The following is a 25486-nucleotide window of genomic DNA, read 5'->3' as shown; positions in this document are numbered from 1 at the left end:
TGCGGATCACACAGACTCTGGTGGACAACATCTGTTGACCGGGGGGCAACCAAATGCCGGGAGGTAGCCGCATGACCACCACTGCACACCTGACCGAACCCGAAGTCCTCGAGGCCGCCGCGGCCCTCGTCGCCGCATTCGGGGCCACGGAGACCGCCGGCTACTTCGGGTGGTTCGCCGAGGACGCCACCTTCCTGTTCCACACCGAACCCCACCGGCTCGAGAGCCGCGCGGACTACGAGCGGCTGTGGGCGGGTTGGCTCGACGAGGGCTGGCGGGTCACCGCCTGCGTCAGCACTCATCAGCGCGTCCAGCTGATGGGGTCCGTGGCCGTGTTCACCCATGACGTCCGCACGACCACCTCGACGGGCGGTGTCGCCGAGACGACCCAGGAGCGGGAAACCATCGTGTTCCGTCGCAGTGCGGACGGCGTCACAGCCGTCCACGAGCACCTCAGCCCTGTCCCCGACGACTCCCCCGAGAAGAGTGAAGCATGAGCACGACCTCCGCCTACCGGCGCCTCGCCAACCACCTCGACCAGCAGTCCGACGGCTACGGTCCGCTGCGCGGAACCCTCGGGACGGCGCGCATGGGCATGATCTGGCTCGCCGCCAACCTCGTGGTGACCACCCTGCTGACCGGCACGCTGTTCGTGCCCGGGATCGGGTGGGGGACCGCGATCGCGATGATCGTGCTGGGTACGCTGCTCGGCGGCTCCGTCCTGGTGCTCGTGGGCAACATGGGCACCCGGACGGGCCTGCCCACGATGTCCCTCACCAAGGGCTCCTTCGGCCTGCGGGGCTCCTTCCTGCCGGTCGCCGCGAATGTCGTGACGCTCATGGGCTGGAGCTGGGTCCAGGCGATGCTGGCCGGCGTGACCGTGAACTTCCTCGTGGAGCAGGCGACGGGCTTCTCGAGCCCCGTCCTGTTCTCGGTGCTCTGCCAGCTCCTCGTGGTGTGCCTGGCGATCTTCGGCCACACGGGAATCGCGCGGGTCGAACCATGGCTGGCCCTCGTGATCCTGGCCTTCATGGCCTACATCTTCGTGACAGCCTTCCTCGCGCACGGGCCGGCCGATTTCGTGGCCATCCCGCAGGACACGGAGGCGGGCTGGACGCCGGTGGCGGCGCTCGACGTCGTCATCGCCACAGCCATCTCCTGGACCGTCCTGTCCGCGGAGTTCAACAGGCTCGCGCGGACGCAGGCGGCCGGGATGATCGGCTCGGGAGTGGGCTACACGCTGTCCACCGTGCTGGCGATGACACTCGGCGCCACGGCCATCGGCTATGTGGTGCTCGACGGCGGCGAGGCCCTCGCGTTCGATCCGACCGTGATCGTCGCCGCGTTCGGAGCGCCCCTGGCCCTCGTGATCTTCCTGTCCGTCATGGCCACCAACACGATGGTGGTCTACGGGATGGTGGCGTCGGTCGTCAACATGGCGCCGTCGCGCCGGGTGACGTTCCTGCCCACGGCCATCGTCCTCGGGACGATCTCGATCCTCGGGTCCACCTGGCTCGCGCTCCTCGACCAGTTCACGGCTTTCCTCGTGGTGATCGGTTCGCTGTTCATCCCCGTGTTCGCCATCATGCTCGTCGACTACTACCTCGTGCGCGCGCGCCACTACGGGCGGGACATCCTCCGCGGCAGGGGCGGGGAGTACTGGTTCACCGGAGGGGTCAACATCGCCGCAGTCCTGGTCTGGCTGACCGGCGCGGGTGCCTCCCTCCTGCTCACCTACGTGGTGCCGAGTCCGATCGGCGCCACGATTCCCACCTTCGTGCTGTCGGCGCTGCTGTACCTCGGTTGGGCTGCCGCCACCGGTCGCATCGACCGGACGAAGCGGGCTCACGCCCACCTGCTCGATCTGCCGGAACGAAAGGAGACCCATGCGGATCGTTGATCTGAGCCAGCCGATCCGCAAGGGGATGCAGGTGTACCCCGGGGACCCGGAGGTCGCGGTGGGCACCGTCGCGACGGTGGAGGAGGACGGCTACCAGGTGGCATCCCTACGGCTCGGTTCGCACACCGGGACACATCTGGACGCGCCGTTGCACTCGGTGACCGGGGGTGCTGCGGTCGACGACATCGAGCTCGGTCGGCTGGTCGGGCCCGCGATCGTGGTGGACTGCACGGGACGCGAACCGCACGCCACGATCACGTGGGAGGACGTCCGGGGCCCGCTCGTGGACCGCCTGCAGGGCGGGCCGGAGACGGCCATGGTGCTCTTCCGCACGGACTGGTCCGTGCACTTCGGAACGCAGCGCTACCTCGACCACCCGGTCCTCGCGGCGGACGTGGCCGATGGCCTGCTGGCTCGGGGGGTCACGCTGATGGGGACGGACACCCTGAACCCGGATTCCACCCTGCGGAACGAGGGCGTCCTGCCGTTCCACGCGCGCTTCCAGGGCGAGGGCGGGCTGATCCTCGAGAATCTGGCGAACCTCGCCGCGGTGGACTGGTCACATCCCGTCGTGTCCGTCCTGCCGCTCGCCCTGGCGGGCGTGGACGGCTCTCCGGTGCGCGCCGTCGCCCTGCAGCTGGACAGCTGACCGCCGGCGCACGGACGCCCGCCCCCCGAGGGAAGGGCGGGCGTCCGGTGGAGCAACCGGTCAGGCGGTCGCCGAGAGTGCGTCGATCTCCTCGGAGGAGAGCTGCAGCTCCGAGGCCTTTGCCGAGTCCGTGATGCTCTCGGGGCGGGAGGCGCCCGGGATCGGGATGACCGTGGGTGCGAGCGCGAGCTCCCAGGCGAGGCAGATCTGCTGCGGGCTGACGCCGTGCTTGTCCGCGGCCTCCTGGAAGGGGGCGAAGCTCTCGCCCAGACCGCCGGCCTTCTGGATGCCGCCGAGCGGGCTCCAGGGGAGGAACGCGATGCCGTTCTCGCCGCAGTAGCGCAGCTCGTCCTGGCTGGAACGGAATGCCGGGGAGAACTGGTTCTGCACCGAGACCAGCTTGCCGTCGAGGATCTGGTTGGCCTTGCGGATCTGGTCCGTCGTGGCGTTCGAGATGCCCGCCATGCGGATCACGCCCTCGTCCAGCAGGTCCTTGAGTGCCCCGATCGAGTCCTCGTAGGGGACCTCGGTATCCGGACGGTGGAACTGGTAGAGGTCGATGGCGTCGCCGCCGAGCCGGGAGAGCGAGGCCCGGGCGGCTTCCTTGAGGTAGTCCGGATGACCGTTCAGCGTCCATGAGCCGTCGCCGGGCCGCAGGTGCCCGCCCTTGGTGGCCACGAGGATGCCCGAGGTGTCGGACCCGTAGCTCGCGAGCGCCTTGGCGATGAGGGACTCGTTGTGGCCCACCTCGTCCGCGTCACGGTGGTAGGCATCCGCGGTGTCGATCAGGGTGACACCTGCGTCGAGTGCTGCGTGAATGGTGCGGATGGAGCGGTCCTCGTCAGGACGACCCTCGATGGACATGGGCATGCCTCCCAGACCGATCGAGCCGACCTGGATACCGCCGAGTGAGCGTTGCTGCATTGTCGTTCTCCTTTGGATAGACGTGCTGCCCAATGGTAAGCACGCTTCAGGATTTGGTGCCAATGACAACAAAGTTCTAGCCGAGGGTGAAGATGCGCCGCACCACCCGTCCTTCGGCGAGGGCGTCAAGGCTCTCGTTGAGGTCATCGAGCGGGCGTGTGTCCGTGTGGAGCAGCTCGACGGGGAGTTTCCCCTGCCGCCAGAGGTCCAGGTAGGCGGGGATGTCCCGCCCCGGGACGGCGTCGCCCATGTAGCAGCCGAGGAGGCGGCGTCCCATACCGGCGAACTGCAGGGCCTGGACGGAGATCTGCTGGTCCGGGTGCGGCAGGCCGACGGACACGACCGCGCCGCCGCGCGCGAGCAGCTGCAGGCCTGCCTCGAGGACCCGGCCGCTGCCCACCGCTTCGATGACGACGTCGGCGCCACCGTCCGTGGCCGCCGCGACCAGCCCCGCCGCTTCTTCGGGGCTTCCCGCCTGCCGGGCACCGCAGCGGAGGGCGAGGTCCTGCTTGGCGGCCAGCGGATCGATGGCGATCACCGTGGTTCCCGCCACCTGGGCCGCCGCCATCACAGCCATGAGTCCCACGGCGCCCAGACCGAACACGACGACGGACTGACCCTCCGTGACGTGCGCGGTGTTGAGCACGGCGCCGATCCCCGTGAGGGCTGCGCAGCCGAACATCGCGGCGACGTCGAACGGGACGTCGTCGTCGATCACCACCACGGACTCACGCGCGACGACGGCGTACCGGGCGAAGGCGGACACGCCGAGATGGTGGTTGATGCGCTCGCCCTCGGAGGTCGCCAGGACGGCCGGACCGTGCAGCAGGTCCCCGGTCCCGTTGGCGTCGGCCCCGCGGTAGCAGAGCGCGGGCCGGCCGGCCGAGCACGCGCGGCAGGAGCCGCACGAGGGGACGAACACGAGGACCACGTGGTCGCCGGGGCGCACATCGTCCACGCCGTCTCCCACGCGTTCGACGACGCCGGTCGCCTCGTGGCCGAGCGCCATGGGCAGGGGGCGGACGCGTGACCCGTCGATCACCGAGAGGTCGGAGTGGCAGAGACCGGCCCGTTCCACCCGCACCAGCACCTCGCCCGTGCGCGGCGACGGCACCGGGACGGACTCCAGGGAGAGGGGCCGGCTGTCCGCATAGGGGGCCGGCAGGTCCGCGGCGCGCAGCACCGCGGCTCGCATGGTCGGGCTCATGGCATCCCCTCGTCATAAAGGTGCGGACGGCGCCAGTCTAGGCGGGGGCCAGTACCGTTACGAGCACACACCGGCCGGCAATCCCCACGAGGAGACCAGCGCATGGAAGTTCCGTTCTACGTCTGGGCAGCCACGGTGGCGGGGATCGCGGGGCTGCTGCTGTTCGACTTCTTCTTCCACGTCCGCAAGGCCCACACCCCGACCCTTCGCGAATCGGCCATCTGGTCCTCCATCTACGTGGGGCTCGCGCTCCTCTTCGGCGTCGGGGTGCTCGTCTTCGGCGGCGCGACGATGGGCACGGAATACTTCGCGGGCTACGTGACGGAGAAGGCGTTGTCCGTGGACAATCTCTTCGTCTTCCTGATCATCATGTCCAGCTTCAGGGTGCCGAGGGCGGATCAGCAGAAGGTACTCCTCTTCGGGATCGTCTTCTCGTTGATAGCGCGCACGGGCTTCATCTTCCTGGGCGCCGCCCTCATCAACAGCTTCGCCTGGGTGTTCTACATCTTCGGCCTGATCCTCCTCCTCACGGCAGGCAACCTGCTGAAGCCGGGCGGGCACGACGACGGCGGAGACAGCACCATCATCCGGCTCGCCCGGCGCTTCCTGCCGGCCTCGGAGCACTACGACGGCGACAAGCTGTTCACGGTGGAGAACGGCAAGCGTGTCCTGACGCCCATGCTGATCGTCATGGTGGCGATCGGCGCCACGGACATCCTGTTCGCACTGGATTCGATCCCCGCGATCTTCGGGCTGACGCAGAACACGTTCATCGTGTTCACCGCCACGGCGTTCTCGCTCATGGGCCTCCGCCAACTGTTCTTCCTCATCGACGGGCTGCTCGACCGCCTCATCTACCTCTCCTACGGTCTGGCCGTGATCCTCGGCTTCATCGGCGTGAAACTGATCCTCCACGCCCTGCACGAGAACAACCTCCCCTTCATCAACAACGGCGAGCACGTCGACGTCGTCGAGATCGGCACGGGGCTCTCCCTCGGCGTGATCCTGGGTGTGCTGATCGTGACGGTGCTGGCCTCGGTCCTCAGTCCCAAGGGCAGGGCCAAGAATGCGGTCTCGGGTGCGAAGCGCCATGCCGCCGAGTACCTCGACCTGACCTACGAGACGGACCTCGCCGAGCGCGAGAAGATCTACGCGAAGCTGTGCGCCGAGGAGCAGGACCTGAAGAAGCTGCCGGAGAAGTTCAGGCGCCTCATCCGCAACGAGACCGAGGTCATGGACCTGATCAGGAGGGCACACGAGGAGCACGGCGACGCCCTGCAGCGGGCACCCGGCGGATAGGGGCGGCTACCGCGGATCGAAGGAGAGGATCCGCCCGATCACGCCGCTGTCCAGGACCTCGCCCAGCAGGTCGAGGGTGCAGCCGGGGGGCAGCGGTACACCGGGCCGTCCGGTCAGGGTGCTGAAGTCGACACCCGAGAGGAACCGGGAGCCGAAGGTCGCGGGGCTGTGCGGCCCCGCGAGGTCGTCCACGGGAACCGTGAAGGGACCGTCGTCGATCCCGGAGGTCCCCGGCATCCCGGTGATTCCGGCGATCCCGCCCGGTCCGTCGCAGACGAGCTGCCAGTCGCCGTCGTCGATCCCGGGCATCCCGCCCGCTCCGATGCCGGTGAGCGTCCAGTCGCCGTCGTCGTAGGCGACATCGCCGGGCTCGAGGTCGACGAACCCACCCGTATCGGCGCGGCGGTTCGTCGAGTACGGCGCACGGCACATCCCGGGATCGTCGGCGCCGCAGAGGTCGTCAATGAGTTCGTTGACGGACTGCGAGACGACATCGGACTCCTCGCAGGGGAGGAGATACAGGCCGTGGAGGTAGGCGTCGAACTCGAGGTAGTCCAGCCGGCCACCCATGTTGCAGTAGTGCATCCACGTCTCGTAGACGGACAATCCCGCGAACTCGATCGCGGTCAGCGTGTCCTCGTGCTGCATGGTGGTCACTCCTCCTGGCGGCTCCAGGCGGGGCCTGCATCGATCTTCTCCGGCGCAGGTCAAGTGAAAGGGTCGGACAGGCTCAGTTTTGGCGCAAGCCGAGCCCGTGCCTCAAGACCGACCGACCGGATCGCTGCGAGCTACGCACAGGCCGGCCGGGGCGCACGCCCCCGAGCAGGCCGGTCAGGAGCTGAGCTTCAGCCCGATCACACCGCCCACGATCATGAGGAGGAACACGATCTTGAGGAGCGACGCGGGCTCCGTCCCGGCAGCCATCGCGTAGACCACGGTGAGGGACGCGCCGATACCGACCCAGACGGCGTAGGCCGTCCCGACGGGGAGGGTGCGCATCGCGAAGGCGAGCCCCGCCATGCTGGCGACGATCGCCACGCCGAACACGAGGGTCGGCGCGAACCGTGTGAAACCCTCTGATCGGCCGAGGGCCGTTGCCCAGACGGCTTCGAGGACACCGGAGACGATGAGGACGAGCCAGGCCATGATGCACTCCCACGGGCCGTCTTGTCGCACACCGGGTACGGCACCCCTCGTCCGGGAGGAGGGGTGGCCCCGCCTCGTCGTCCATCGTGTCACGACCTGCCCGGCGCGGGCGTGGAGCGGGTCAGCCGACGGTGACGCGACCGTCGTCGACCCGCCAGCGCTCGTCGAGCCGCACGTTCTCCAGGAGCCGCCGATCGTGGGTGACGAGCAGGAGGGCTCCGGTGTAGGACTCGAGGGCGTCCTCGAGCTGTTCGATGGCGGGCAGGTCCAGGTGGTTGGTCGGTTCGTCGAGGACGAGGAGATTCACCCCGCGGGCCTGCAGGAGGGCCAAGCCGGCCCGCGTGCGCTCGCCGGGGGACAGCGAGCCGACCGCGGCGCGCACCTGGTCCGCCTTGAGGCCGAACTTGGCCAGCAGCGTCCGCACCTCGCCCTGGCTCATCTCCGGGACGAGCGCCTCGAAGGCCGCGCCGAGGGGTAGGGCCTCGTCGAGCTGGCCGCGGGCCTGATCGATCTCACCGACCGCCACGCTGGAGCCGAGGGCGGCTGTGCCGTCGTCGGGCTCCTGGTGGCCGAGCAGGAGGCGCAGGAGGGTCGACTTCCCGGCACCGTTCGGTCCGGTGATGCCGATGCGCTCGCCCGCGTTCACCTGCAGGGACACCGGACCGAGGGTGAAGGTCCCCTGCGTCGCAGAGGCGTTGTTGAGGGTGGCGACCACGGAACTGGAGCGCGTGGCGGCCCCGATGGTGAACTGCAGCTGCCATTCCTTGCGCGGCTCCTCCACCTCCTCCATGCGGGCTATCCGGGATTCCATCTGGCGGACCTTCTGTGCCTGCTTCTCCGAGGACTCGACGCTCGCCTTCCGGCGGATCTTGTCATTGTCGGGGCTCTTCTTCATCGCGTTGCGCACGCCCTGCGAGCTCCACTCCCGCTGCGTCCGCGCCCGTCCCACGAGATCCTGCTTCTTCTCGGCGTACTCCTCGTAGGCCTCCCGTGCGTGCCGCCGTGCGACGGCACGCTCCTCGAGGAAGGCGTCGTACCCGCCGTCGTACACGGCTACCCGGTTCTGCGCCAGGTCGAGCTCGACGACGGTGGTCACGCAGCGTGCCAGGAACTCGCGATCGTGGGACACCAGGACGGCACCGCCCCGCAGGTTCCGGATGAAGGACTCGAGACGTTCGAGTCCGGCGAGGTCGAGGTCGTTGGTCGGCTCGTCGAGCAGCACGATGTCGAAGCGGCTGAGCAGGAGGGCGGCGAGAGCCACGCGCGCCAGCTGCCCGCCGGAGAGCGCCGTGGTGGGGGTGGCAGGGGCGATCGCGCCGGCCACATCCGCGAGGACGGCGGGCATCCTGTCCTCGAGGTCCACCGCACCGGAGGACATCCAGTGGTCGAGCGCGAGGGCATAGGCGTCGTCCGCGCCCCTGGCCCCGCTGCCGAGTGCCGCTGCGGCCTCCTCCATCGCGAGGGTGGCCGCCGTGGTGCCGGTCCGTCGGCCGAGGTAACCCGCCACCGTCTCGCCGTCGAGCCGCTCGTGCTCCTGCGGGAGCCAGCCGACGAAGGCCTCGGGCGGTGTGGTGCGGACAGTTCCTGCGATCGGCACGTCGGCTCCGGCGAGCAGGCGGAGGAGGGTCGTCTTGCCGGCACCGTTGGCTCCCACGACACCGACGACGTCCCCGGGCGAGACCGTCAGGTCGAGCTTCGAGAACAGGGTGCGGTGGGCGTAGCCCCCGGACAGGTCTTTCGCCACGAGGGTTGCAGTCATACTCCCAGTCTAGGAGGGCGGCTCTGGTCCTCGTGGCGCTCCCGGCGTAGCCTTCGGGCAGCACGCTGACGCACCTGTCGCATCCCGTTGCACCCGACCGGCGGGAGCGCGAGTCCGAGCAACGAGGAGGATCGTGGCACGCACCGTGGCATATTCGATGAGCATGTCGCTGGACGGCTACATCGTGGGACCCGACGGCCGCTTCGACTGGTCGGTCCCGGACGACGACGTGTTCCAGTTGGCCCTCGACGAGGTGCGGGGCGCTGACGTCCACCTCCTCGGCCGGAACCTGTACGAGACGATGCTCTACTGGGAGACGGTCGGCCGGGACGGGGCGCTCGATGAGAAGGAACGGGAGTTCGCCGACGTCTGGAACCAGCTGCGCAAGGTCGTCTTCTCCACGAGCCTGCAGTCCGTGACCGGCACGAACACGCGTCTCGCCTCCGGAGCCGTGACGGACGAGATCGAGCAGCTCTCCGGGGAACCGGGTACGGGCGACATCGCGATCGGAGGCGCGCGCCTGGCAGCGAGCGCCGCTGCGTCGGGTCTGATCGACGAGTACCGCATCAGGGTGTACCCGGTGATCGTGGGCGGCGGTGTCCCGTTCTTCCCGCGGGCGGAGCAGCGCACCGACCTCGACCTCGTGGAACAGCGCCCCTTCGGCTCGGGCGTGACCTATCTGCGCTACCGCGTGGCCCGGTGATCACCGGCCGCACGGACGGCCACCTCAGGCGCCGACCTGCCAGATGCTGTACTCGTCGAGGTGGAGGATGGCCCGGTGGCCGGCCATGTCGTCGCGGATCCAGACGACGCCGAGCCCTGGCGCCGCGTCCTCGACACAGCCGCGGTAATGCACCTCGTTCTTGCGGCGCGCCTCGACCACGGTCCCGGTGCCGACCGTGGTGAGATCGAGGATTCGGGCGGTGGTGGGGAGGGCCGTGGCGGTCATGCGTGCTCCTTGGTGGTAAGCGTGGTGCGCGCCGCTGATTCCGTCGGCCCGCTGCCTCCATGGTTCGCGAGCGGTGTTGCCGGGATATTTCGGGGGCGTTATCTTTTGCACCACCCGGCGTAGCGTTCCCTCCGGGGACTGCCCAGCCTGCTGATCGTTGCCTAAGCTACTCGAATGAGCCGACCCTCCGAGCCCGACCACGCCTACCTGCAGTCCATCGACGACCGCACGCGTCGGCTCCTCGCCCACGCCGCGCCGACGCCCTCGACCTTCACGGGCGCACCCGAAGATCTGTGCCGCGACGTCGAGCGCGGCGCCGACCGCGTGGCCGACCGTCTGCGGCACGTGGTCCAGCACCTGCACGCCCACCCCGAGACGGCCTTCAGGGAGCATCACAGCGCGATGTTCCTGCATCAGGAGCTCTCCCGCCACGGCCACGATGCGCGGCTCGGTGTCCACGGGGTCGAGACATCGGTGCGCGCGGAGATCGGTGCCGCGGACAGCGGGCCGACCATCGCGATCCTCGCCGAGTACGACGCCCTCCCGGAGATCGGCCATGCTTGCGGGCACAACGTGATCGCCGCGGCCGGACTCGGAGCGTTCCTTGCCCTGGCCTCGGTGGCGGGCCGGTTGCCCGGCCGCGTCGTGTTCCTCGGCACGCCGGCAGAGGAGGGACATTCCGGCAAGGAGGTCATGGCACGCAACGGCGCCTTCGACGACGTCGACGCCGCCGTCATGGTGCACCCGTACGGCTACGACCTCGCCGACCAGGTGTGGCTCGGACGCCGCCTGCTCACCATGACGTTCACGGGGGTGGAGGCGCATGCATCCGCGCAGCCCTTTATGGGACGCAACGCGCTCGACGCCGCCAACCTCGCGTACCAGGGTATCGGTCTGCTGCGGCAGCAACTGCCGCCGTCGGACCGCGTGCACACCAACATCACCGAGGGCGGGGAGAGCCCGAACATCATCCCGGGGCGCGCGGTGCTGAAGCTCTACGCGCGGTCCCAGCAGCCGGCCACGCTGAGGGACCTCAGCGCACGGCTCGAGGACGTGGCGCGGGGTGCCGCACTGATGACGGGGACGGGGGTCGAGCTGCAGTGGGACGAGCATCCGCCGTCGCTCCCCATCCGCACCAACGCCGCGCTCACCGGCCGGTGGGTCGCTGCCCAGCAGCGGCGAGGGCGCTCACCGCTTCCGCTCGGCGTCGTCTCGGACACCCTGGCCGCGTCGACGGACTTCGGGAACGTCAGCTATCGCGTTCCCGGCATCCACCCGCTCATCCGCATCGCCGAGCCGGCCACGGCGCTGCACACGCGCGGCTTCGCGGAGGCTGCGCGCAGTGAGGCGGCGGAGCAGGGGGCGCTCGACGGCGCCGTCGGGCTCGCCCTGACCGCCCTCGACTACCTGAGCGACCCGTCCCTCCGCGCCGCGGTGCACGAGGAGTTCGTGGCGCAGGGCGGCGCGATCGACGTGCCGGCCTACTTCGCCTGACCCGCCCCGACCAGCAGCATCCGCCCCATCCGCAGCACCCACCGCCAAGGAGAACGCATGTCATCCACTGCAGCAGTCCGCCCCGGGTTGGGCGACCGCTTCCTCACCGGTGTGGAGAGGGTGGGCAACAAGCTGCCCGATCCGTTCATGCTGTTCCTCATCCTGTTCGCCATCACGGCCGTGGTCACCACCGGCATGGCCCTCGCGAACGTGACCGTCCAGGTGCCCGGCGCCGAGGAGGCCACGGTCATCCGTGGACTCTTCACCGCCGAGGGTCTCACCTGGCTGACGGAGAACCTCGGCGCCAACTATCTCGGCTTCCCGCCGCTCGCCACGGTGCTGCCCATCCTGCTCGCCGTGGGCGTCGCGGAGAAGTCCGGGCTCCTCGGGGCGCTCATCCGGCGGGTCTTCGGATCAGCGCCACGCTGGGCGCTGCCGTATGCCGTCGGCTTCGTGGGCGTGGTGGGCTCGGTCATGTCCGACTCCGCGTTCGTGATCATCCCGCCTTTGGTCGCACTCGTCTTCAAGGCGGCGGGGCGCCACCCGGTGGCAGGCCTGCTCGGCGGCTTCGCAGCCGCGGGAGCAGGCTATTCCACGAATCTGCTGGTCACGAGCCTCGATGCCCTGTTCGCGGGGATCACGACGGCGGTCACGGAGAACCTGCCGAACGCCGGCGCCGCCGTCACTCCGCTCTCCAACTACTACTTCAATGCCGTGTCCTCGGTGGTGCTGATCGTGATCGCAGGCTTCATCATCGACAAGGTGCTCGAGCCACGGCTCACCCGCCAGTCCGTCCCCGTCGACGAGGTGGTGGAGGACGGCGAACTTGCGTCGGCACCCGTGGTCCTCACAGCGGAACTCGACCCGGAGGAGGCACGCGGCCTGCGGTGGTCCGTGATCGCGGGCGCCGTCGTCGTCCTCGCGATACTGGTGGCAGTGCTCGTGCCCGGGTCGCCGTGGCGCAACGAGACCGGCGGGTTCCTCCCGCGCTCGCCGCTGCTGAGCTCGATCGTCTTCATCGTCTTCCTGCTGTTCACCATTCCCGGCCTCGTCTACGGGCGGATCGTGGGGACCATCACCACGGGTCGGGACGTCCCGCGCGTCATGGGCGAGGCCATCAAGGACATGGCGGGGTTCCTGGTGCTGGCCTTCATCCTCGGCCAGTTCATCGCGCTCTTCAACTGGTCGGGGATCGGCTCCTGGATCGCCGTCGCGGGGGCGACCGGGCTCGAGGCCATCGGCCTGACCGGCTATCCGGCGATCATCGCGTTCATCCTGCTGGCCTCCGTGCTCAATCTGTTCATCATCTCGGGTTCCTCGATGTGGACCCTCATGGCATCGGTCTTCGTGCCGCTGTTCGCCCTGCTCGGCTACGAGCCCGCCTTCATCCAGGGCGCCTTCCGCGTCGGCGATTCGGCCACGCAGGTCATCACGCCCCTGAACCCGTACATGATCGTGCTGCTCACGATGCTCCGGAAGTACGAGCCGAACGCCGGGCTCGGCACCCTGATGGCCCGGATGCTGCCGTTCGTGGTGCCGTTCTGGCTGGCCTGGGTCGCCATCCTCACGGTCTTCTTCTACCTCGACCTGCCTCTGGGGCCGGGTAACGGCATCTTCATCAGGGGCTGAGGTTCCTCCAGGGGTAGGGGAAGGGCTCGCCGCGTCCGTGCCGTCAGGGTCGGCGGGCAGCCCCTGGGTGCGCGCCCACGACGTAGCCGGCCAGGCCCGAGCCCAGCGCGACGCCGACCACCAGCAGGCTCCAGCCGAGCGTCACCGGATCGGTCAGGCCCGCTGCGGGCAGGACCTCACGGCCTGTCCGCCCGGCGACCAGTGCGATCAGGAGACCCACGAGCAGACAGCCGGAACCCCCGAGGGCGAACGGTCGCAGGGATCGGGTGCTCATCGCACCCACCGCGCCGGCGCCGTCCGTTCCGTCGTCGCTGCCTCCGGGCGCGCCGATGCCCTGCCCAACGGTTCCTGGTCCTGGACCCTTGCCTTCTGGGCCTTTGCCTCCTGGACCACGGCCTGCGCGCCGGCCGAGCGCCGTCGCGCTCGTGCCGAGGCCGACGAGGAGCAGGACCACCCCCGGGATCCACGGGGAGCCCGATCCGCCGTCGTACGCGACCACGAGGGAGGACCCGTAGGCGCTGCTGACCTCGAGGCCCGGCTCCGCCAGCGGCCCCAGCAAGGGCACGGACGGCGGGGCGGTTGCGAGGAGCGCCCCGCCACCGAGCACCAGGAGGAGAGCGGCGCCCGCGAGGCAGGAGGCCGCGACACGCAGTCGTCGGGAAGCAGCGACGGGCAGTGCCGGTGCGGCCCGAGGGCTCACCCGGAAGCCGAGGGTCCACGCGAGGATGGTGAAGCCGACGACGGCGATCCCGTAGCCGAACAGCTCACCGGCGGTCGGCACACCCGACGCAGGGGAGAGCGTCCCGGAGGAGAGCGGGGCGTAGGCGAACCAGCCGAAACTCGCCGTGTGCTGCTCGACGCTGCGACCCAGCAGCACCGCGCCGGCGGACGCCGCGAGAACTCCTCCGAGCACGATCCACAGCTCCCACGTCCAGCCCCTGCCGGTCCGCTGCATGGTGTCCCCTCCCGCCGGCCAGCGCCGGGCCACGTCCGAGCGGCATCGGCCGGTCTCGGACTCGACCCTAGCGCCTCGGTCCCGACCCGGCGACCGTCCGCAGACGCGGGTCTCGGGACCGCCGTCGGAATAGCGGCCCTGGCGAACCGGTTACCCCAGAGACCCGCTCGCCCATCGGAAGGAACCCCCGTGACCACGGTCTACGCGCTGCACGAGAACCCCGAATGGTTCCCGCCCTTCGCCCGCGCCTTCGAGGCCGAGGGAGTCGACGTGGTGGAGTGGCTGCTCACCGACGGCGTGCTGGATCTGGACTCCGTGCCGCCTGAAGGCATCTTCTGGTCCCGCATCAGCGCCTCGGCGCACACGCGGGACCACGGGTTGTCCAAGGATTACGCCCGATCGGTCCTCTCCTGGCTCGAGGCGCACGGTCGGCGGACGGTCAACGGCCGCCGTGTGCTCGAACTCGAGATGAGCAAGGTGGACCAGCTGACCGCGCTGAAGGCTGCAGGCATCGACACGCCGCGCACCATCGCGGCGGTGGGGCGCAACCGGATCCTCGAGGCCGCGGAGAGCTTCGAGGCTCCGTTCATCGTCAAGCACAACCAGGGTGGCAAGGGGCTCGGCGTCCGGAAGTTCGAGTCCCACGACGAGCTGGCCGAGTACGTCGGCTCGGACGGGTTCGAGGAGCCGGCGGACGGCATCACACTGGTGCAGGAGTTCATCCAGGCTGCCGAGCCGTTCATCACACGTGCCGAGATCGTGGGCGGGCGATTCGTCTATGCGATCACGGCGGATACCGCCCGGGGCGGATTCCAGCTGTGCCCTGCGGATGCGTGCGCGATCGACCCGCACACGGGCCGCCCCATCATGCCGCCGGGCGCGACCATCGCGCCCGAGCCGGACCAGCAGCTCTTCGCCCTCCGCCAGAACATCGACCACCGCTTGGTGGCACAGTTCGAGCAGTTCGCCCGGCTCAACAACCTCGAGGTGTGCGGCATCGAGTTCATCGAGACCGCCGACGGCCGCGTGCTGACCTACGACGTCAACACGAACACCAACTACAACGCCGCGGTCGAGGCGGTGGCGCCTGCTTCGGCCCCACGCGAACTGGTCAGATATCTCAAGACCCTCGGCTGACGAGCTGACGAGCTGACGAGCAGACGAGCAGACGACCTGACGAGCAGCCCGGGGTGCCGGGACGCCGGTCGCAGCGGGTCAGGCTCTCTTCCGGGCACCTCGAACGGCCTGCGGAGCCGCGTCGGTACGGCTCAGCTGGAGCGTGGCCCTGGTGAACAGGTCGGCCTGGCCCTGCAGCTTCCGCACGAGCGGGCCGACGGGTGTGCTCTCGATCCGCTCACCGGCCAGGGCCTTGGTCGTCGATTCCTCGAGCTGGGCCGCACCGACCATCGAGGCGCTGGAGCGCAGGCTCAGGAGCGCCGTGATGGCCTCCTCGCGATCCTGCGTGATCAGCGCCTGCTCGATGCGGCGGATGCGGCTCTCGAGCATCGAGGTGAACGAGTCGAGGAACGCCGCAGCGAGATCCTGCGATCCGAGTGCATCGACCAGCTTGTCGTAGGTTCCGTGATCGAACGGCGGCTTCACGCGGCGCCGCCGCTGATGGCGGTGGCCATGTGCCGGAAGGATGCCGGTTTCTGGTCGAGGGTCCCGGTCCGACCGGTGGCGCGGATGGCCGGTGATGGACGAGGGCGGTCGAGCAGGGTCATACATCCAGTCTGGGGTATCGACCGACGGTTCGTACCCATGAGACACACGAGGAAGTCTCAAGAACGGCCGAGGTCGCCTGCGCAGGCCGACCTCCGGGATGGTGAAAGCGGAAGGCCTGCACCGACATCCCTCCGGACCCCACGACCCCGCCGGGACAGGGTATCTTCGGCACAACAAGACCATCGGCGCCCGGCGCGGGCAGGACCGGGGTGGCCCGGATCGAGCACGACGACGACGAGGAAGTAGCGATGTCCCGTTTCACGAAGGACGGCAAGGTCAAGGCGGAGACGCTCCCGAGTACGCTCCAGCGCTCGGAGGTGAAGGCCCAGGACACGTTCGCGGCGACCCTCGACTCGGCGGAGGACCAGTACGGCGACGGCCAACGAGCACGCCGCACGGCCTTCGCCTCGCTCAAGCACGGCTTCGAGAAAGTGGGAGACCACTGGGAGGCGAAGGGGTCGAAGGGCCCGTCGGACGACCAGGCGGCCGGTCAGGGAGCCGACAGCGCTTCCGACGCCACACCGACGGCCGGCGGTGTGGACGCCAACGCGTCGAAGAAGCACCTCTACGACCTCGCGCGGAAGCTCGATGTGCCGGGCCGCTCCACCATGACCAAGGACCAGCTCGTGACGGCCCTGCAGAAGGCGAATGACCGCGAGACGCGCAAGGCGAGAGAGAAGTAGGCGCCTACCTATTACGCAACAAAAGCATTTCCTAATCGAACCGCCCTTAGGCTAGCCTTACTTCTACCCCGTCCCCGGCCTCCCAGAGGCCATCGAAGTCAAGGAGCCTCATGGCCCCCTCACGCCTGCGCGGACTGATCGCCGCTGCCGCCGTCGCCGTCCTCTCCCTCTCCGCCTGCTCCACAGGTCCGGCCGACGGTGGTTCGACCGCCGGCAGTGGGAGCAGCGCCTCCGCAGCCGCGGGGGCCTTCCCCGTCACGATCGAGCACGCTTTCGGGGAGACCACCATCGAGGAACAGCCCGAGCGCGTCGCGACGGTGTCGTGGGTCAACGCCGATGTGTCCCTCGCCCTCGGGGTGGTTCCCGTGGGAATGCCCATCGACTCCTATGGTGGCAACGAGAACGGGTCCACGCCCTGGAAGGATGCGCGGCTCGAAGAGCTCGACGCCGCGATCGGCACGGACAACGCTCCGGCGCAGTACTCCGAGACGGACGGCATCGCGTTCGACGACATCGCAGCCACCGATCCCGACGTCATCCTCGCGGCCTACTCCGGGCTCTCACAGGAGGACTACGACACCCTCAGCAAGATCGCACCCGTGGTCGCCTATCCCGAGGTCGCCTACGGCACGGCCTGGCAGGACTCGACGCGCATCATTGGAGAGGCGCTCGGCATGTCCGAGGACGCCGAGGAGCTCGTCGCCGAAACGGAGCAGACGATCGCCGATGCCGCCGCCGACTACCCGCAGCTCGAGGGCAAGACCTTCATCTACGGCAACCTCGAGCCGGCCAGTGCCGAAGGCGTCAATGTCTACACCGCCAATGACAATCGCCCCCGGTTCCTCACCGAACTCGGCATGGTGCAGGCCGACGTGGTCACGGACAACACCAAGGATTCCACCGAGTTCTTCATTCCCTGGTCGGCGGAGCGGGCCAACGAACTCGATTCCGACATCTTCGTCACCTGGGTGCCCGACGAGGGCACCAAGGAGGCCATCGCCGGTGATCCCCTCCTCGGCCAGATCCCCGCGGTCAAGAGCGGTGCTCTCGTCGCGGACAGCGACAACACGCTCACGCTCTCGATCTCTGCCGCCAATCCGCTCAGCCTCGTCTGGGCGCTGGATCGCTTCCTGCCCATGCTGGGCGAGGCGGCCGACCAGGCCTGACGGCCGGTTCCTGATTGCCCTCAGGCCCTATCTGGGCTGGAATGGAAGACGACCCGCACGCAGTCCACGAAGGGAATCCGATGTCTCAGGCAGAGATCAACAAACTCCAGGCAGCCACCGCCTGGGACAGCAAGGGGAAGAAGCTCGGCGACGTGAACGACGTGCACCTCGAGAAGGAGTCGGGAATTCCCGCGTGGGTCACGGTGTCGCTCGGACTGCTCAACTCGCGCAAGCACTTCGTCCCCCTCGCGAACTCACGCTTCGAGGGCGACGATCTCCACCTGGCCTGGACGAAGAGTTTCATCACGGACGCCCCGGGATTCGTCAACAGTGCGGAGCTGTCCCCCGAGGAGGAGTCCGCGCTGATCGACTACTACCGGTTGAGGGACGACGCGACGACTGCCTGATCCCTGCCGCACACACGAAGCCCCTCTCCGCCTACGGGCGGAGAGGGGCTTCCTGCATACACGGTCGGGGCATCAGAACATCTGGAAGATCCCGACGATGTTGCCGATGATGAACACGAGGACCAGGAGCACGATCAACCCGATGATCCCCAGCCAGACGGCGGGGAAACCCTTCGACGTCCCCTCGTCCTCCGCGTGTCCCTGCTGCCAGGTGGTGCTGGCCTCCGCCGGTGGAGTCTCTCCCGGCGGGACTCCGCCTCCTGGCTCGAGTCCGGTGACGTTGCCGGCCTCCGGGTCGGGGTTGCCTGCGTTCGAAGGGTCGGGACGGTTTTCGCTCATGCTGTCCTCCAGGGGTTGGGTCGGTCTCCTTCACCACCCTACTCCGGAAATCATCAGTCTACTTAGCGATCTGCCGGGCCGCTCAGCCCCCCCTACTGGCCGACCCCTGCGGTGCTGCCACCGGTGGGATCGAACCGCTGGCCTGCTGCGCTGTGCTCCGATTCCTCGTCGGGGCCGTCGTCGCTCGTCGCCTTGTCAGCGGGAGGCTCCGTCCGCTCCCTCGGCGTCCAGGACATCGTGATGTTGACGCCGTCGTCCGTGTCCTCGACGAAGAGGTGGAGATCCTCGCCGATGAGCTCTTCGTGGTGGACGGGATCGCCGGCTTCCCGTGCCATCTCGGTGAGTCGGCAGATCGCCACTGCCATGGCCCGTCCCCAGTCATGAGGATGCTTGCTCGTCGACTCCTCGGTCGCCGTGAATTTCCTGTCGGTCGTCGCCATTGTCTTCCCTGCCGTCAGTGAGGAACTAAGTACCCTTGCCTTTCAGGTGTGCCAACTTTAGCAGTGCGTCACACGCAGGAGAACGGCATCCCGCGTGAGCGACCTGCAGGCGGGTGCTCCCGTGGCAGGGGTGCGAGGACTTCAGGATCGCGGCACGCAGGACCGGGCTTCTGGTCAGTCGCCGGTTCCACGCACCCCGACGAGTCGCCATGCCTCCGGGCCGGCATCGCTGCGAAGGGAGAACTCGAGCACGGGTGATGCGGGGCCTGTCTGGGCGGTGAACCGCCAGCCCGACACGCCCGCCGGTCCTGTCGGCCGTCCTGTCGACCGCACCCGGGGAGCTCGGGGAGCTTCGGGTGCTCCGTCCGACAGTGCGGTCGGGGTGCCGACGACCTGCCAGATGCTGCCGTGCCATCGGAGTGCCAGTGGGCGGCCGGAAGGAGCGAAGCGCACGGCCGCCGGTTCGTCGAGCGTGCGCCGATCACGATTGATGCCGATGATCTCCGCTGACATGGTGGGTCCTCCGTTCCGGTGTCGCTTTCGTTTCCCAGAATAGAACACATCTTCGATTCCTGCAGGCGCCATCCACGTCGAGTGCGGGCCCCTGTCCTCCGCCCGCCCCTCGACGGCTCCTCGTTTTTTTTGGGGGTGGGGGCCGCTAGTGTTCGGAACGCCACGGTCTTGAAGCAGGCTTCGGCGAGCAACCATCATTGGACCTCCCCATGACAGAGCCCATCACCCTTCCCGAGCTCACCGGCACAGACGTCGAAGCTCTCCTGCACCCCGATCACGTACCGTCCGGCCCCGGCACCGCCGCTGCGGCCCCGTCGTCGTCCGCCGTCCCCCTCACCAAGCGGGAGCGCGAGGCGCAGTGGATGAGTGCGGCCCTCGACATGCCGGACCTCACGGCTGTGTCCCTCGCGGATCTGCGGGTCCTTGCCAACCGGATGTTCCGGATCCTCGATTCCGATCGGCCGCCGCTGCAGGCCTCGGAGCGATACGCGGCAGCCATCGACGAGATCGAGGACCGTTCACGCCGGATCGCCGCGCGCGGGGACGGACCGGGGCTCCGCGAGGTGTTCAAGGACTCGGGTTTCACCTCCCGTTTCGAGCTGTACTTCGACGGGTCCCTCGCCGCGTATCTCCGCTATTCCATGCTCGGCGGGCAGCTCACCCTGCGTGCCCTCGTCGAGAAGCCCGGCTTCGAAGGCAGGGGCCTCGGTCGGGTGTTGCTGCGGCACGCCATGCTCAACGCGCACAAGCGCCGACTCAGCGTGGTGCCCGGGTGTGCTCCCGCAGAGGCGTTCATCGAGCAGAACCCGCAGTACCGCCTCCTGGCGCGGATGCCGCGGTAGCACGGGCTCTTCTGCCGGTTCCCTGCCGGTTCCCCGCCGGAATGACTCGGCCCGGCGGGGTGTTGTGGGAGCTGAGGCCCGATGGCGCGCCGATCCGATCCGACGAGCACAGGAGCACCATGTCCCTCAGTCCTGCCACCGAGACCCCCCGCCTCGCTGATACCCGCGTACCCATCGTCGACGCACTCGCGCGGCGTTGGAGTCCGCGTTCGTTCGACGCCGACGCCGTGATCACCGACGCGCAGCTCGACGCGCTGCTGGAGGCAGCGCGCTGGGCGCCCTCCGCGAGCAACCACCAACCCCGTCGCTTCATCGTCGCCAGGCGCGGTACCGCCGCCTTCAGCTCGATCGTCTCCGCCCTCGTCGGCTTCAATGCCGCCTGGGCGGACCGGGCCTCGGCCCTGATCGTCGGTGTCGCCGAGACGTCCACTGTGGACGGCGACAAGCGTCCCTACGCCGAATACGATTTGGGCGCGGCCATCGCGCACCTGAGTGTGCAGGCCGAGAGCGAGGGGCTCGTCACCCATCAGATGGCCGGGGTCGAGTGGGACAGGATCATCGCGGCGTTCGAGCTCACCGAGAACCTCAAGCCCCTGACCGTCACGGCCGTGGGTACACTCGCGGACGCGGCGGATCTCCCTGCTGCACTGGCCGAGCGCGAGGCGGCACCGCGCACACGTCTGCCGCTCGAGGAGATCGTCCTCCTGCGCGCCTAGCCCGTGCCGTACCGGCCACGACGCGTGGCCGGTGCGGGGGCGCCCCGAGGACCATCGGACGCAGTCGGACGACGCACCGCGGGCGAGGGGTTCGCGGGGTCCTCAGCCTCGCAGGGCCGCCCTCGCCGCATGCCCGATGACCGCGCTGTACGTGGGGTAGGCGAACTTCACCCGCGCGAGGGTGGCGAGATCGGTCCCGCCTGCCATGGCGGACGCGACCGCGGTGACCACCTCGACCGCGTTCTCGCCCACCGCGTGGGCGCCGAGGATGAGTTCGCGCCGCCGGTCCACCACGAGTTTCAGGAACCCCTGCTCGCGGTCGTCGATGATGGGCCGCTCCACCAGGGCGTAGGGCACCGTGACGGCATGGCACTCGGCATCCCGTTCACGGGCCTTCGCCTCGGTCAGGCCCACTCCGGCATAGTCCGGGTCGGTGAAGCCGCCCTCCGGCAGGAGGTGGTGCGGGGTGCTGCGGGTGGCACCCAGGACGGCGTTCTCCGCGGCTGTCTCGCCCTCGAAGACCGCGGCCTGCACCAGCATGCTGCTGCCGTTGGCGTCACCTGCCACGAAGATGGACGGCACGTTCGAGCGCAGATAGTCGTCCACCGGGATGAAGGACCGGGCGGTCTCCACGCCCGCGGCCTCGAGCCCGAGCCCGGAGAGGTTCGCCGGCCAGCCCGCGGCCATGATGACGGCGTCCACCGTCCGCGTCAGCCGGTCGCCGTCGCGCTCCCAGGTCAGAATCAGCGTCCCGCCCTCGCGGCGAATGCTGTCGATCCCGCCGATGCCGGTCTCCACCTGGACGCCCTTGCCGCGGAAACTGGCTGTCACGGCGGTGGCGACGTCCTCGTCCTCGGTCATGAGGATCCTGGGGGCGAGGTCGAGGAGCAGGACGTCGGATCCCAGCGCATCGAAGATCGTGGTCATCTGCGCTCCGGTGTGGCCGCCGCCGATGATGGCCACTGATTTCGGGAGGTCCGTGAGATCCAGGACCTCGTGTGGAAGGACGGCGTGCTCGGCTCCCTCGATGGGCAGCCGGCGCCCGCTCCCTCCGATGCACAGGATGATCGACGCAGCAGTGAGTTCGCGGCCGTCGACGACGACGCTGTGTTCCCCTGTGAGTTCGGCGTCACCCTCGATGAGCTCGATGTCCAGCCGCTCCATCGTGGGCCCGTACCCCTTGGCGTCGAGGACACGCGCGACGGTGGCCCGCACTCGCTGCACGGTCCGGTCCCAGTCGACCGAGGGCTCGTCCACCACGATCCCGTAGTCGTAGGCCGTCCGCACCTCCCGGAACAGGCGTGCGGTTTTCGCAAGGACACGCGTGGGGACGCAGCCGGAGTTCACACAGGTTCCTCCGAGCACCGATCGTTCGACGACGGCGGTGCGTGCCCCGAGTTCCGCGGCCCGTGTGGCTGCCGCCATACCGGCGGGCCCACCGCCGATGACGAGGACGTCGAACGTGTAGTCCATGGGGATGAGCTCCTTCGGTCCATGCGGCTGGGTGCTCCCATCCTCCACCGGATGCCGCCGGCCCCACAACGTCCGGGAGACCGTCGGAGCGGGGGAGTGTTCCCGCGGCGCTCCAGCGCCTAGGATCGAAGCTCCGGAGCGACACGAATGGATGTGCATGGCTGGGGACGCTGGGGAGCAGCCTCGATTCACGCTGACAGACGACGGCGATGTGCTGCGCCTTGCCTGGGCAGCGGGTGTCACGATCGAGGCGTCGGACGTCCGGGAGACGATGGCCGCCGTGACGGCGGCTTCGCCGCACGGCAAGCGCCCGCTGCTGGTCAGTATCGGTCTCGTGGACGCCATCTCACTCGAGGCCCGGCACCTGCTCATCGAGGACACGTGCTCCCTGCGAACGGGAGTGGTGGGGGTTGACGAGGTCGGCCGGGTCCTCACCGCCTTCAACTATCGGTCCGTCACCCCGAGCAGGTTCTTCACCGACGAGTCGGACGCGATCGCATGGCTGACGGGTCGGGCCGATGCAGGGGACACCACGAGCCGCGCGAGTGAGGAGGCGAACCCGTTCTGCGCGCAGCTCGAGGGCGGCGTCGCCGTGGTGCGGTGGGAGCACGGCGTGAGCGTGAGTACCGCCGCGGCGGAAGCGCTCGTGGCCGGTGTCGCCGCCCTGGCGCCCGGCGAGCGGCCGCCGATGCTCGCCCTCAACAACAGCATGGTCTCGCTCACGCCGGGTGCCTTCGAGGTGTTCGCCCACCGGCTGAGCGTCTCGGCACTCGCGATCGTCGGGGCCGAGGGGGACAGCGTAATCGCTGCCTATTACAAGCAGAAGCACAAACCGCCCTACCCCACACGATTCTTCGGGACGGCGGCGGAGGGCAGGACCTGGCTCCTGCAGGGCAGGGCCCGGCCCGGCCCGCAGGACTCCTGGCCGGTGCGGCCGCCCGGCCGGTAGAGGGCCCGACGGCAGCGCGGCACCAGGGGTACGCCGATGCAGGTACCAGCAGGGCCTCCCGGGCACGCGGGATCCGGCTTAAGCTTGGGTCAGTGAGTACTCAGAGCGACATCCACGACTTCCTGAGGTCCCGGCGCGCCCGCATCACCCCGCGCCAGGCGGGGCTGACGGTTTTCGGCACCAATCGCCGGGTGCCGGGTTTGCGCCGCGAGGAAGTCGCGATGCTCGCGGGCGTCAGTGTCGACTACTACATCCGGCTCGAGCGCGGCAATCTCGCGGGCGTGTCGGACGGCGTGCTCGAATCCCTGTGCACAGCCCTCCAGCTCGACGACGCCGAGAGGTCGCACCTCTACCACCTGGCCCGATCCGGCACCACCGACGTGCGCGTGCGTCGGCAGCCGGTGTCGCGCCGTGTCCGGTCCGGCGTCCAGCGGCTGCTCGACGCCATGGTGGGAGCCCCGGCGGTGGTGCAGAACGGGCGGCTGGACCTCCTGGCCGCGAACCATCTCGGCCGGGCGCTCTACGCGCCGCTGTCCGACGGCGGGCGGCGGCCGGTGAACTACGTGCGCGCCACCTTCCTCGATCCGCGCTCGCACGACTTCTTCGGCGACTGGGAGCGGGCGGCCAATGACAGTGTGGCCCTGCTGCGCCTCGAGGCGGGACGCAATCCGCAGGATCGCGAACTCACCTCCCTGATAGGCGAGCTGGCCACGCGCAGCGAGACGTTCCGGACGCGCTGGGCGGCGCACAACGTGCACCTGCACACCACGGGGTCCAAGACCTTCCGGCATCCGGTCGTCGGCGAGCTCACCCTCGCCTTCGAGGGCCTGCAGCTCGCGGCGGACCCGCATCTCACCCTGTTCGCCTACACCGCCGAGCCCGATTCGCCGTCGTCGGACGCCTTGGCGCTGCTGGCAAGCTGGAGCGCCGGGGCGCGCCCGGACACGTCCGGCGACACCGCAGCCGGTCCAGCGTCAGGGACCGTGGGCGACGACGTCGGGCGGGCCGGTCCCGGAAGTGTCCCGCTACCGGTGCGGGGCTCGGCCCCGGACGGCCGCTAGCCGGCCCCTCGTCACCCACAGACCCACCACCCACAGACCCACCACCCACAGACCCACGGCCCGCAATCCCGCGTGTCGTCCCGCGCCATCCTCCAGGAGGAACCCATGACAACCGTCAAAGCCTATGCAGCACCGTCCGCCACGGACCCGCTGATCCCCACCACGATCGAGCGTCGCGACGTCGGGGCGCAGGACGTCCTCATCAAGATCGACTACGCCGGTATCTGCCACTCCGACATCCACACCGTGCGCGGCGAGTGGGGACCCCAGCAGTACCCGCTGACGGTCGGCCACGAGATCGTCGGCATCGTCGAGGAGGTCGGGGCGGAGGTCACGCGCCACGCGGTCGGGGACCGCGTGGGGGTCGGCTGCATGGTCAACTCCTGCGGGGAGTGCGCCAACTGCACGGAGGGCGAGGAGCAGTACTGCCTGAAGGGCAACGTGGGCACCTATGGCGCCGAGGACCGCGACGGCACCATCACCCAGGGCGGATACTCCACCCACATCGTGGTGGTCGAGGACTTCGTGCTCTCGGTCCCGGAGAGCATCCCCTACGAAGCCTCCGCGCCGCTGCTGTGCGCCGGCATCACCACCTACTCGCCGCTGAACCACTGGAACGCGGGACCCGGCAAGAAGGTCGCCGTGGTCGGGCTCGGCGGGCTCGGTCACATGGCGGTGAAGATCGCCCACGCCATGGGCGCCGAGGTCACCGTCCTGTCGCAGAGCCTCAGCAAGAAGGAGGACGGGAAGCGCTTCGGAGCCACCGGGTACTACGCCACGAGCGACCCCGAGACCTTCGAGAAGCTCGCGATGAACTTCGACCTCATCATCAACACGGTCAGCGCGAAGATCGACCTCGACGCCTACCTCTCGCTCCTGTGCCTCAACGGCACCATGGTCAACGTCGGAGCCCCTGCGGACGCGCTGCCCCTGCACGTGTTCACGCTGTTCAACCAGCGGCGCTCGTTCGCCGGGTCGGGTATCGGCGGTATCCGCGAGACCCAGGAGATGCTCGATTTCTGCGCCGAGCACGGGATCTCCCCAGAGGTCGAGGTGATCTCCGCCGACGCCATCAACGAGGCCTACGAGCGCGTCCTGTCCTCCGACGTCCGCTACCGCTTCGTGATCGACACGTCGACGCTCGCCTGAGCCGACGCGCCATCCACGGGTGGGCGGGGGTCCCGCCCACCCGTGCGACGCGCCGGGGCTGGACGGCGGGGAGGCGTCTTTGGCCCGCAGCGACCGGCGTACCGAGGCTCGT

General features: G+C 69.1%; 29 protein-coding genes and 1 riboswitch. Of the genes, 16 read left to right on the top strand and 13 right to left on the bottom strand.

Annotation, left to right across the window (positions count from 1 at the left end; genetic code table 11):
• Nucleotides 1-71: 71 nt before the first annotated feature.
• Genes FJV46_RS08535 through FJV46_RS08525 form a run of 3 tightly spaced genes read left to right on the top strand, consistent with a single transcriptional unit; the run spans nucleotide 72 to nucleotide 2549 of the window.
• Nucleotides 72-497: a YybH family protein gene (locus FJV46_RS08535; protein ID WP_087028577.1), complete on the top strand. Its 426-nt coding sequence runs from the start codon at nucleotides 72-74 to the stop codon at nucleotides 495-497.
• Complete coding sequence (locus FJV46_RS08530; protein ID WP_087028575.1) at nucleotides 494-1900, top strand: purine-cytosine permease family protein; 1407 nt, start codon at nucleotides 494-496, stop codon at nucleotides 1898-1900. The genes FJV46_RS08535 and FJV46_RS08530 overlap by 4 nt, the downstream gene beginning before the upstream one ends.
• Entirely contained in the window at nucleotides 1887-2549 is a 663-nt protein-coding gene (locus tag FJV46_RS08525; RefSeq protein ID WP_087028573.1) for a cyclase family protein, read from the top strand. The genes FJV46_RS08530 and FJV46_RS08525 overlap by 14 nt, the downstream gene beginning before the upstream one ends.
• A gap of 60 nt (nucleotides 2550-2609) precedes the next feature.
• Here the strand turns inward: FJV46_RS08525 and FJV46_RS08520 are convergent, their stop codons facing one another.
• Together FJV46_RS08520 and FJV46_RS08515 are read right to left on the bottom strand one after the other, a co-directional pair.
• Nucleotides 2610-3473 carry an aldo/keto reductase gene (locus FJV46_RS08520; RefSeq protein WP_087028571.1) on the bottom strand — a complete coding sequence of 288 codons (864 nt, stop codon included), beginning with the start codon at nucleotides 3471-3473 and terminating at the stop codon, nucleotides 2610-2612.
• A 76-nt stretch (nucleotides 3474-3549) separates the two neighbouring features.
• Nucleotides 3550-4668: an alcohol dehydrogenase catalytic domain-containing protein gene (locus tag FJV46_RS08515; RefSeq protein WP_087028569.1), complete on the bottom strand. Its 1119-nt coding sequence runs from the start codon at nucleotides 4666-4668 to the stop codon at nucleotides 3550-3552.
• Between the two features lie 114 nt (nucleotides 4669-4782).
• On the opposite strand from FJV46_RS08515, the gene FJV46_RS08510 reads away from it, so the two are divergent.
• Entirely contained in the window at nucleotides 4783-5979 is a 1197-nt protein-coding gene (locus tag FJV46_RS08510) for a TerC family protein (protein WP_087028568.1), read from the top strand.
• A gap of 6 nt (nucleotides 5980-5985) precedes the next feature.
• On the opposite strand, the gene FJV46_RS08505 is transcribed toward FJV46_RS08510, so the two are convergent.
• From FJV46_RS08505 to FJV46_RS08495, 3 genes are all read right to left on the bottom strand, one after another.
• A complete protein-coding gene (locus FJV46_RS08505; RefSeq protein ID WP_126130646.1) occupies nucleotides 5986-6627 on the bottom strand; it encodes a hypothetical protein in 642 nt (213 codons plus the stop codon).
• 183 nt (nucleotides 6628-6810) lie between these two features.
• Nucleotides 6811-7125 (bottom strand): DMT family transporter, encoded by a 315-nt coding sequence (locus FJV46_RS08500; RefSeq protein ID WP_087028564.1) that lies wholly within the window; start codon nucleotides 7123-7125, stop codon nucleotides 6811-6813.
• A 10-nt stretch (nucleotides 7126-7135) separates the two neighbouring features.
• Nucleotides 7136-7201, bottom strand: a riboswitch (guanidine-III (ykkC-III) riboswitch).
• A 45-nt stretch (nucleotides 7202-7246) separates the two neighbouring features.
• Nucleotides 7247-8884 (bottom strand): ABC-F family ATP-binding cassette domain-containing protein, encoded by a 1638-nt coding sequence (locus FJV46_RS08495; protein WP_087028562.1) that lies wholly within the window; start codon nucleotides 8882-8884, stop codon nucleotides 7247-7249.
• Nucleotides 8885-9017: 133 nt separating this feature from the next.
• Here FJV46_RS08495 and FJV46_RS08490 point away from each other — a divergent pair, with 133 nt between their 5' ends.
• The gene (locus FJV46_RS08490) at nucleotides 9018-9587 is read left to right on the top strand and encodes a dihydrofolate reductase family protein (RefSeq protein WP_232008506.1); all 570 of its coding nucleotides are present in this window, start codon (nucleotides 9018-9020) and stop codon (nucleotides 9585-9587) included.
• Between the two features lie 24 nt (nucleotides 9588-9611).
• On the opposite strand, the gene FJV46_RS08485 is transcribed toward FJV46_RS08490, so the two are convergent.
• Complete coding sequence (locus tag FJV46_RS08485; RefSeq protein ID WP_087028560.1) at nucleotides 9612-9833, bottom strand: hypothetical protein; 222 nt, start codon at nucleotides 9831-9833, stop codon at nucleotides 9612-9614.
• A gap of 174 nt (nucleotides 9834-10007) precedes the next feature.
• Here FJV46_RS08485 and FJV46_RS08480 point away from each other — a divergent pair, with 174 nt between their 5' ends.
• Together FJV46_RS08480 and FJV46_RS08475 are read left to right on the top strand one after the other, a co-directional pair.
• Nucleotides 10008-11327 carry an amidohydrolase gene (locus tag FJV46_RS08480; RefSeq protein WP_087028558.1) on the top strand — a complete coding sequence of 440 codons (1320 nt, stop codon included), beginning with the start codon at nucleotides 10008-10010 and terminating at the stop codon, nucleotides 11325-11327.
• A 57-nt stretch (nucleotides 11328-11384) separates the two neighbouring features.
• Complete coding sequence (locus tag FJV46_RS08475) at nucleotides 11385-12956, top strand: AbgT family transporter (protein ID WP_087028556.1); 1572 nt, start codon at nucleotides 11385-11387, stop codon at nucleotides 12954-12956.
• 43 nt (nucleotides 12957-12999) lie between these two features.
• Here FJV46_RS08475 and FJV46_RS08470 read toward each other — a convergent pair whose 3' ends face one another.
• Complete coding sequence (locus FJV46_RS08470; protein WP_087028554.1) at nucleotides 13000-13911, bottom strand: hypothetical protein; 912 nt, start codon at nucleotides 13909-13911, stop codon at nucleotides 13000-13002.
• A 189-nt stretch (nucleotides 13912-14100) separates the two neighbouring features.
• Here FJV46_RS08470 and FJV46_RS08465 point away from each other — a divergent pair, with 189 nt between their 5' ends.
• Nucleotides 14101-15048: an ATP-grasp domain-containing protein gene (locus tag FJV46_RS08465; protein WP_087028552.1), complete on the top strand. Its 948-nt coding sequence runs from the start codon at nucleotides 14101-14103 to the stop codon at nucleotides 15046-15048.
• A gap of 78 nt (nucleotides 15049-15126) precedes the next feature.
• On the opposite strand, the gene FJV46_RS08460 is transcribed toward FJV46_RS08465, so the two are convergent.
• Nucleotides 15127-15513 (bottom strand): hypothetical protein, encoded by a 387-nt coding sequence (locus FJV46_RS08460; protein ID WP_087028551.1) that lies wholly within the window; start codon nucleotides 15511-15513, stop codon nucleotides 15127-15129.
• A complete protein-coding gene (locus tag FJV46_RS15695) occupies nucleotides 15510-15635 on the bottom strand; it encodes a hypothetical protein (RefSeq protein ID WP_256940812.1) in 126 nt (41 codons plus the stop codon). Before FJV46_RS15695 ends, FJV46_RS08460 begins: the two co-directional genes overlap by 4 nt.
• Nucleotides 15636-15884: 249 nt before the next feature.
• Here FJV46_RS15695 and FJV46_RS08455 point away from each other — a divergent pair, with 249 nt between their 5' ends.
• From FJV46_RS08455 to FJV46_RS08445, 3 genes are all read left to right on the top strand, one after another.
• Nucleotides 15885-16319 (top strand): ChaB family protein, encoded by a 435-nt coding sequence (locus FJV46_RS08455; RefSeq protein ID WP_087028718.1) that lies wholly within the window; start codon nucleotides 15885-15887, stop codon nucleotides 16317-16319.
• Between the two features lie 110 nt (nucleotides 16320-16429).
• Nucleotides 16430-17485: an iron-siderophore ABC transporter substrate-binding protein gene (locus FJV46_RS08450; RefSeq protein ID WP_087028549.1), complete on the top strand. Its 1056-nt coding sequence runs from the start codon at nucleotides 16430-16432 to the stop codon at nucleotides 17483-17485.
• A gap of 80 nt (nucleotides 17486-17565) precedes the next feature.
• A complete protein-coding gene (locus FJV46_RS08445) occupies nucleotides 17566-17892 on the top strand; it encodes a PRC-barrel domain-containing protein (RefSeq protein WP_087028716.1) in 327 nt (108 codons plus the stop codon).
• A 72-nt stretch (nucleotides 17893-17964) separates the two neighbouring features.
• Here FJV46_RS08445 and FJV46_RS08440 read toward each other — a convergent pair whose 3' ends face one another.
• From FJV46_RS08440 to FJV46_RS08430, 3 genes are all read right to left on the bottom strand, one after another.
• Nucleotides 17965-18231 (bottom strand): DUF6480 family protein, encoded by a 267-nt coding sequence (locus FJV46_RS08440; RefSeq protein ID WP_087028547.1) that lies wholly within the window; start codon nucleotides 18229-18231, stop codon nucleotides 17965-17967.
• Nucleotides 18232-18323: 92 nt separating this feature from the next.
• A complete protein-coding gene (locus FJV46_RS08435; RefSeq protein WP_087028545.1) occupies nucleotides 18324-18671 on the bottom strand; it encodes a hypothetical protein in 348 nt (115 codons plus the stop codon).
• Nucleotides 18672-18845: 174 nt separating this feature from the next.
• The gene (locus tag FJV46_RS08430) at nucleotides 18846-19184 is read right to left on the bottom strand and encodes a hypothetical protein (protein ID WP_087028543.1); all 339 of its coding nucleotides are present in this window, start codon (nucleotides 19182-19184) and stop codon (nucleotides 18846-18848) included.
• 209 nt (nucleotides 19185-19393) lie between these two features.
• Here FJV46_RS08430 and FJV46_RS08425 point away from each other — a divergent pair, with 209 nt between their 5' ends.
• Together FJV46_RS08425 and FJV46_RS08420 are read left to right on the top strand one after the other, a co-directional pair.
• Nucleotides 19394-20026 (top strand): GNAT family N-acetyltransferase, encoded by a 633-nt coding sequence (locus FJV46_RS08425; RefSeq protein ID WP_087028541.1) that lies wholly within the window; start codon nucleotides 19394-19396, stop codon nucleotides 20024-20026.
• 119 nt (nucleotides 20027-20145) lie between these two features.
• Nucleotides 20146-20742, top strand: a complete 597-nt coding sequence (locus FJV46_RS08420) for a nitroreductase family protein (protein ID WP_087028539.1) — start codon at nucleotides 20146-20148, stop codon at nucleotides 20740-20742.
• Nucleotides 20743-20844: 102 nt separating this feature from the next.
• Here FJV46_RS08420 and FJV46_RS08415 read toward each other — a convergent pair whose 3' ends face one another.
• Nucleotides 20845-22215, bottom strand: a complete 1371-nt coding sequence (locus FJV46_RS08415; RefSeq protein WP_087028537.1) for a dihydrolipoyl dehydrogenase family protein — start codon at nucleotides 22213-22215, stop codon at nucleotides 20845-20847.
• Between the two features lie 157 nt (nucleotides 22216-22372).
• Between FJV46_RS08415 and FJV46_RS08410 the strand changes: the two genes are divergently transcribed.
• The 3 genes from FJV46_RS08410 (at nucleotide 22373) to FJV46_RS08400 (ending at nucleotide 25374) form a co-directional block, all read left to right on the top strand.
• The gene (locus FJV46_RS08410) at nucleotides 22373-23164 is read left to right on the top strand and encodes a DUF7793 family protein (RefSeq protein WP_087028535.1); all 792 of its coding nucleotides are present in this window, start codon (nucleotides 22373-22375) and stop codon (nucleotides 23162-23164) included.
• Between the two features lie 92 nt (nucleotides 23165-23256).
• Nucleotides 23257-24225 carry a helix-turn-helix transcriptional regulator gene (locus tag FJV46_RS08405; protein ID WP_087028532.1) on the top strand — a complete coding sequence of 323 codons (969 nt, stop codon included), beginning with the start codon at nucleotides 23257-23259 and terminating at the stop codon, nucleotides 24223-24225.
• Nucleotides 24226-24330: 105 nt separating this feature from the next.
• Entirely contained in the window at nucleotides 24331-25374 is a 1044-nt protein-coding gene (locus tag FJV46_RS08400) for an NAD(P)-dependent alcohol dehydrogenase (RefSeq protein WP_087028531.1), read from the top strand.
• Nucleotides 25375-25486: the final 112 nt, after the last annotated feature.

Source organism: Arthrobacter agilis, from assembly GCF_006494655.1.
In the GTDB taxonomy this organism is placed as follows: domain Bacteria; phylum Actinomycetota; class Actinomycetes; order Actinomycetales; family Micrococcaceae; genus Arthrobacter_D; species Arthrobacter_D agilis.
This window is presented reverse-complemented; position numbering and strand designations above follow the sequence as displayed.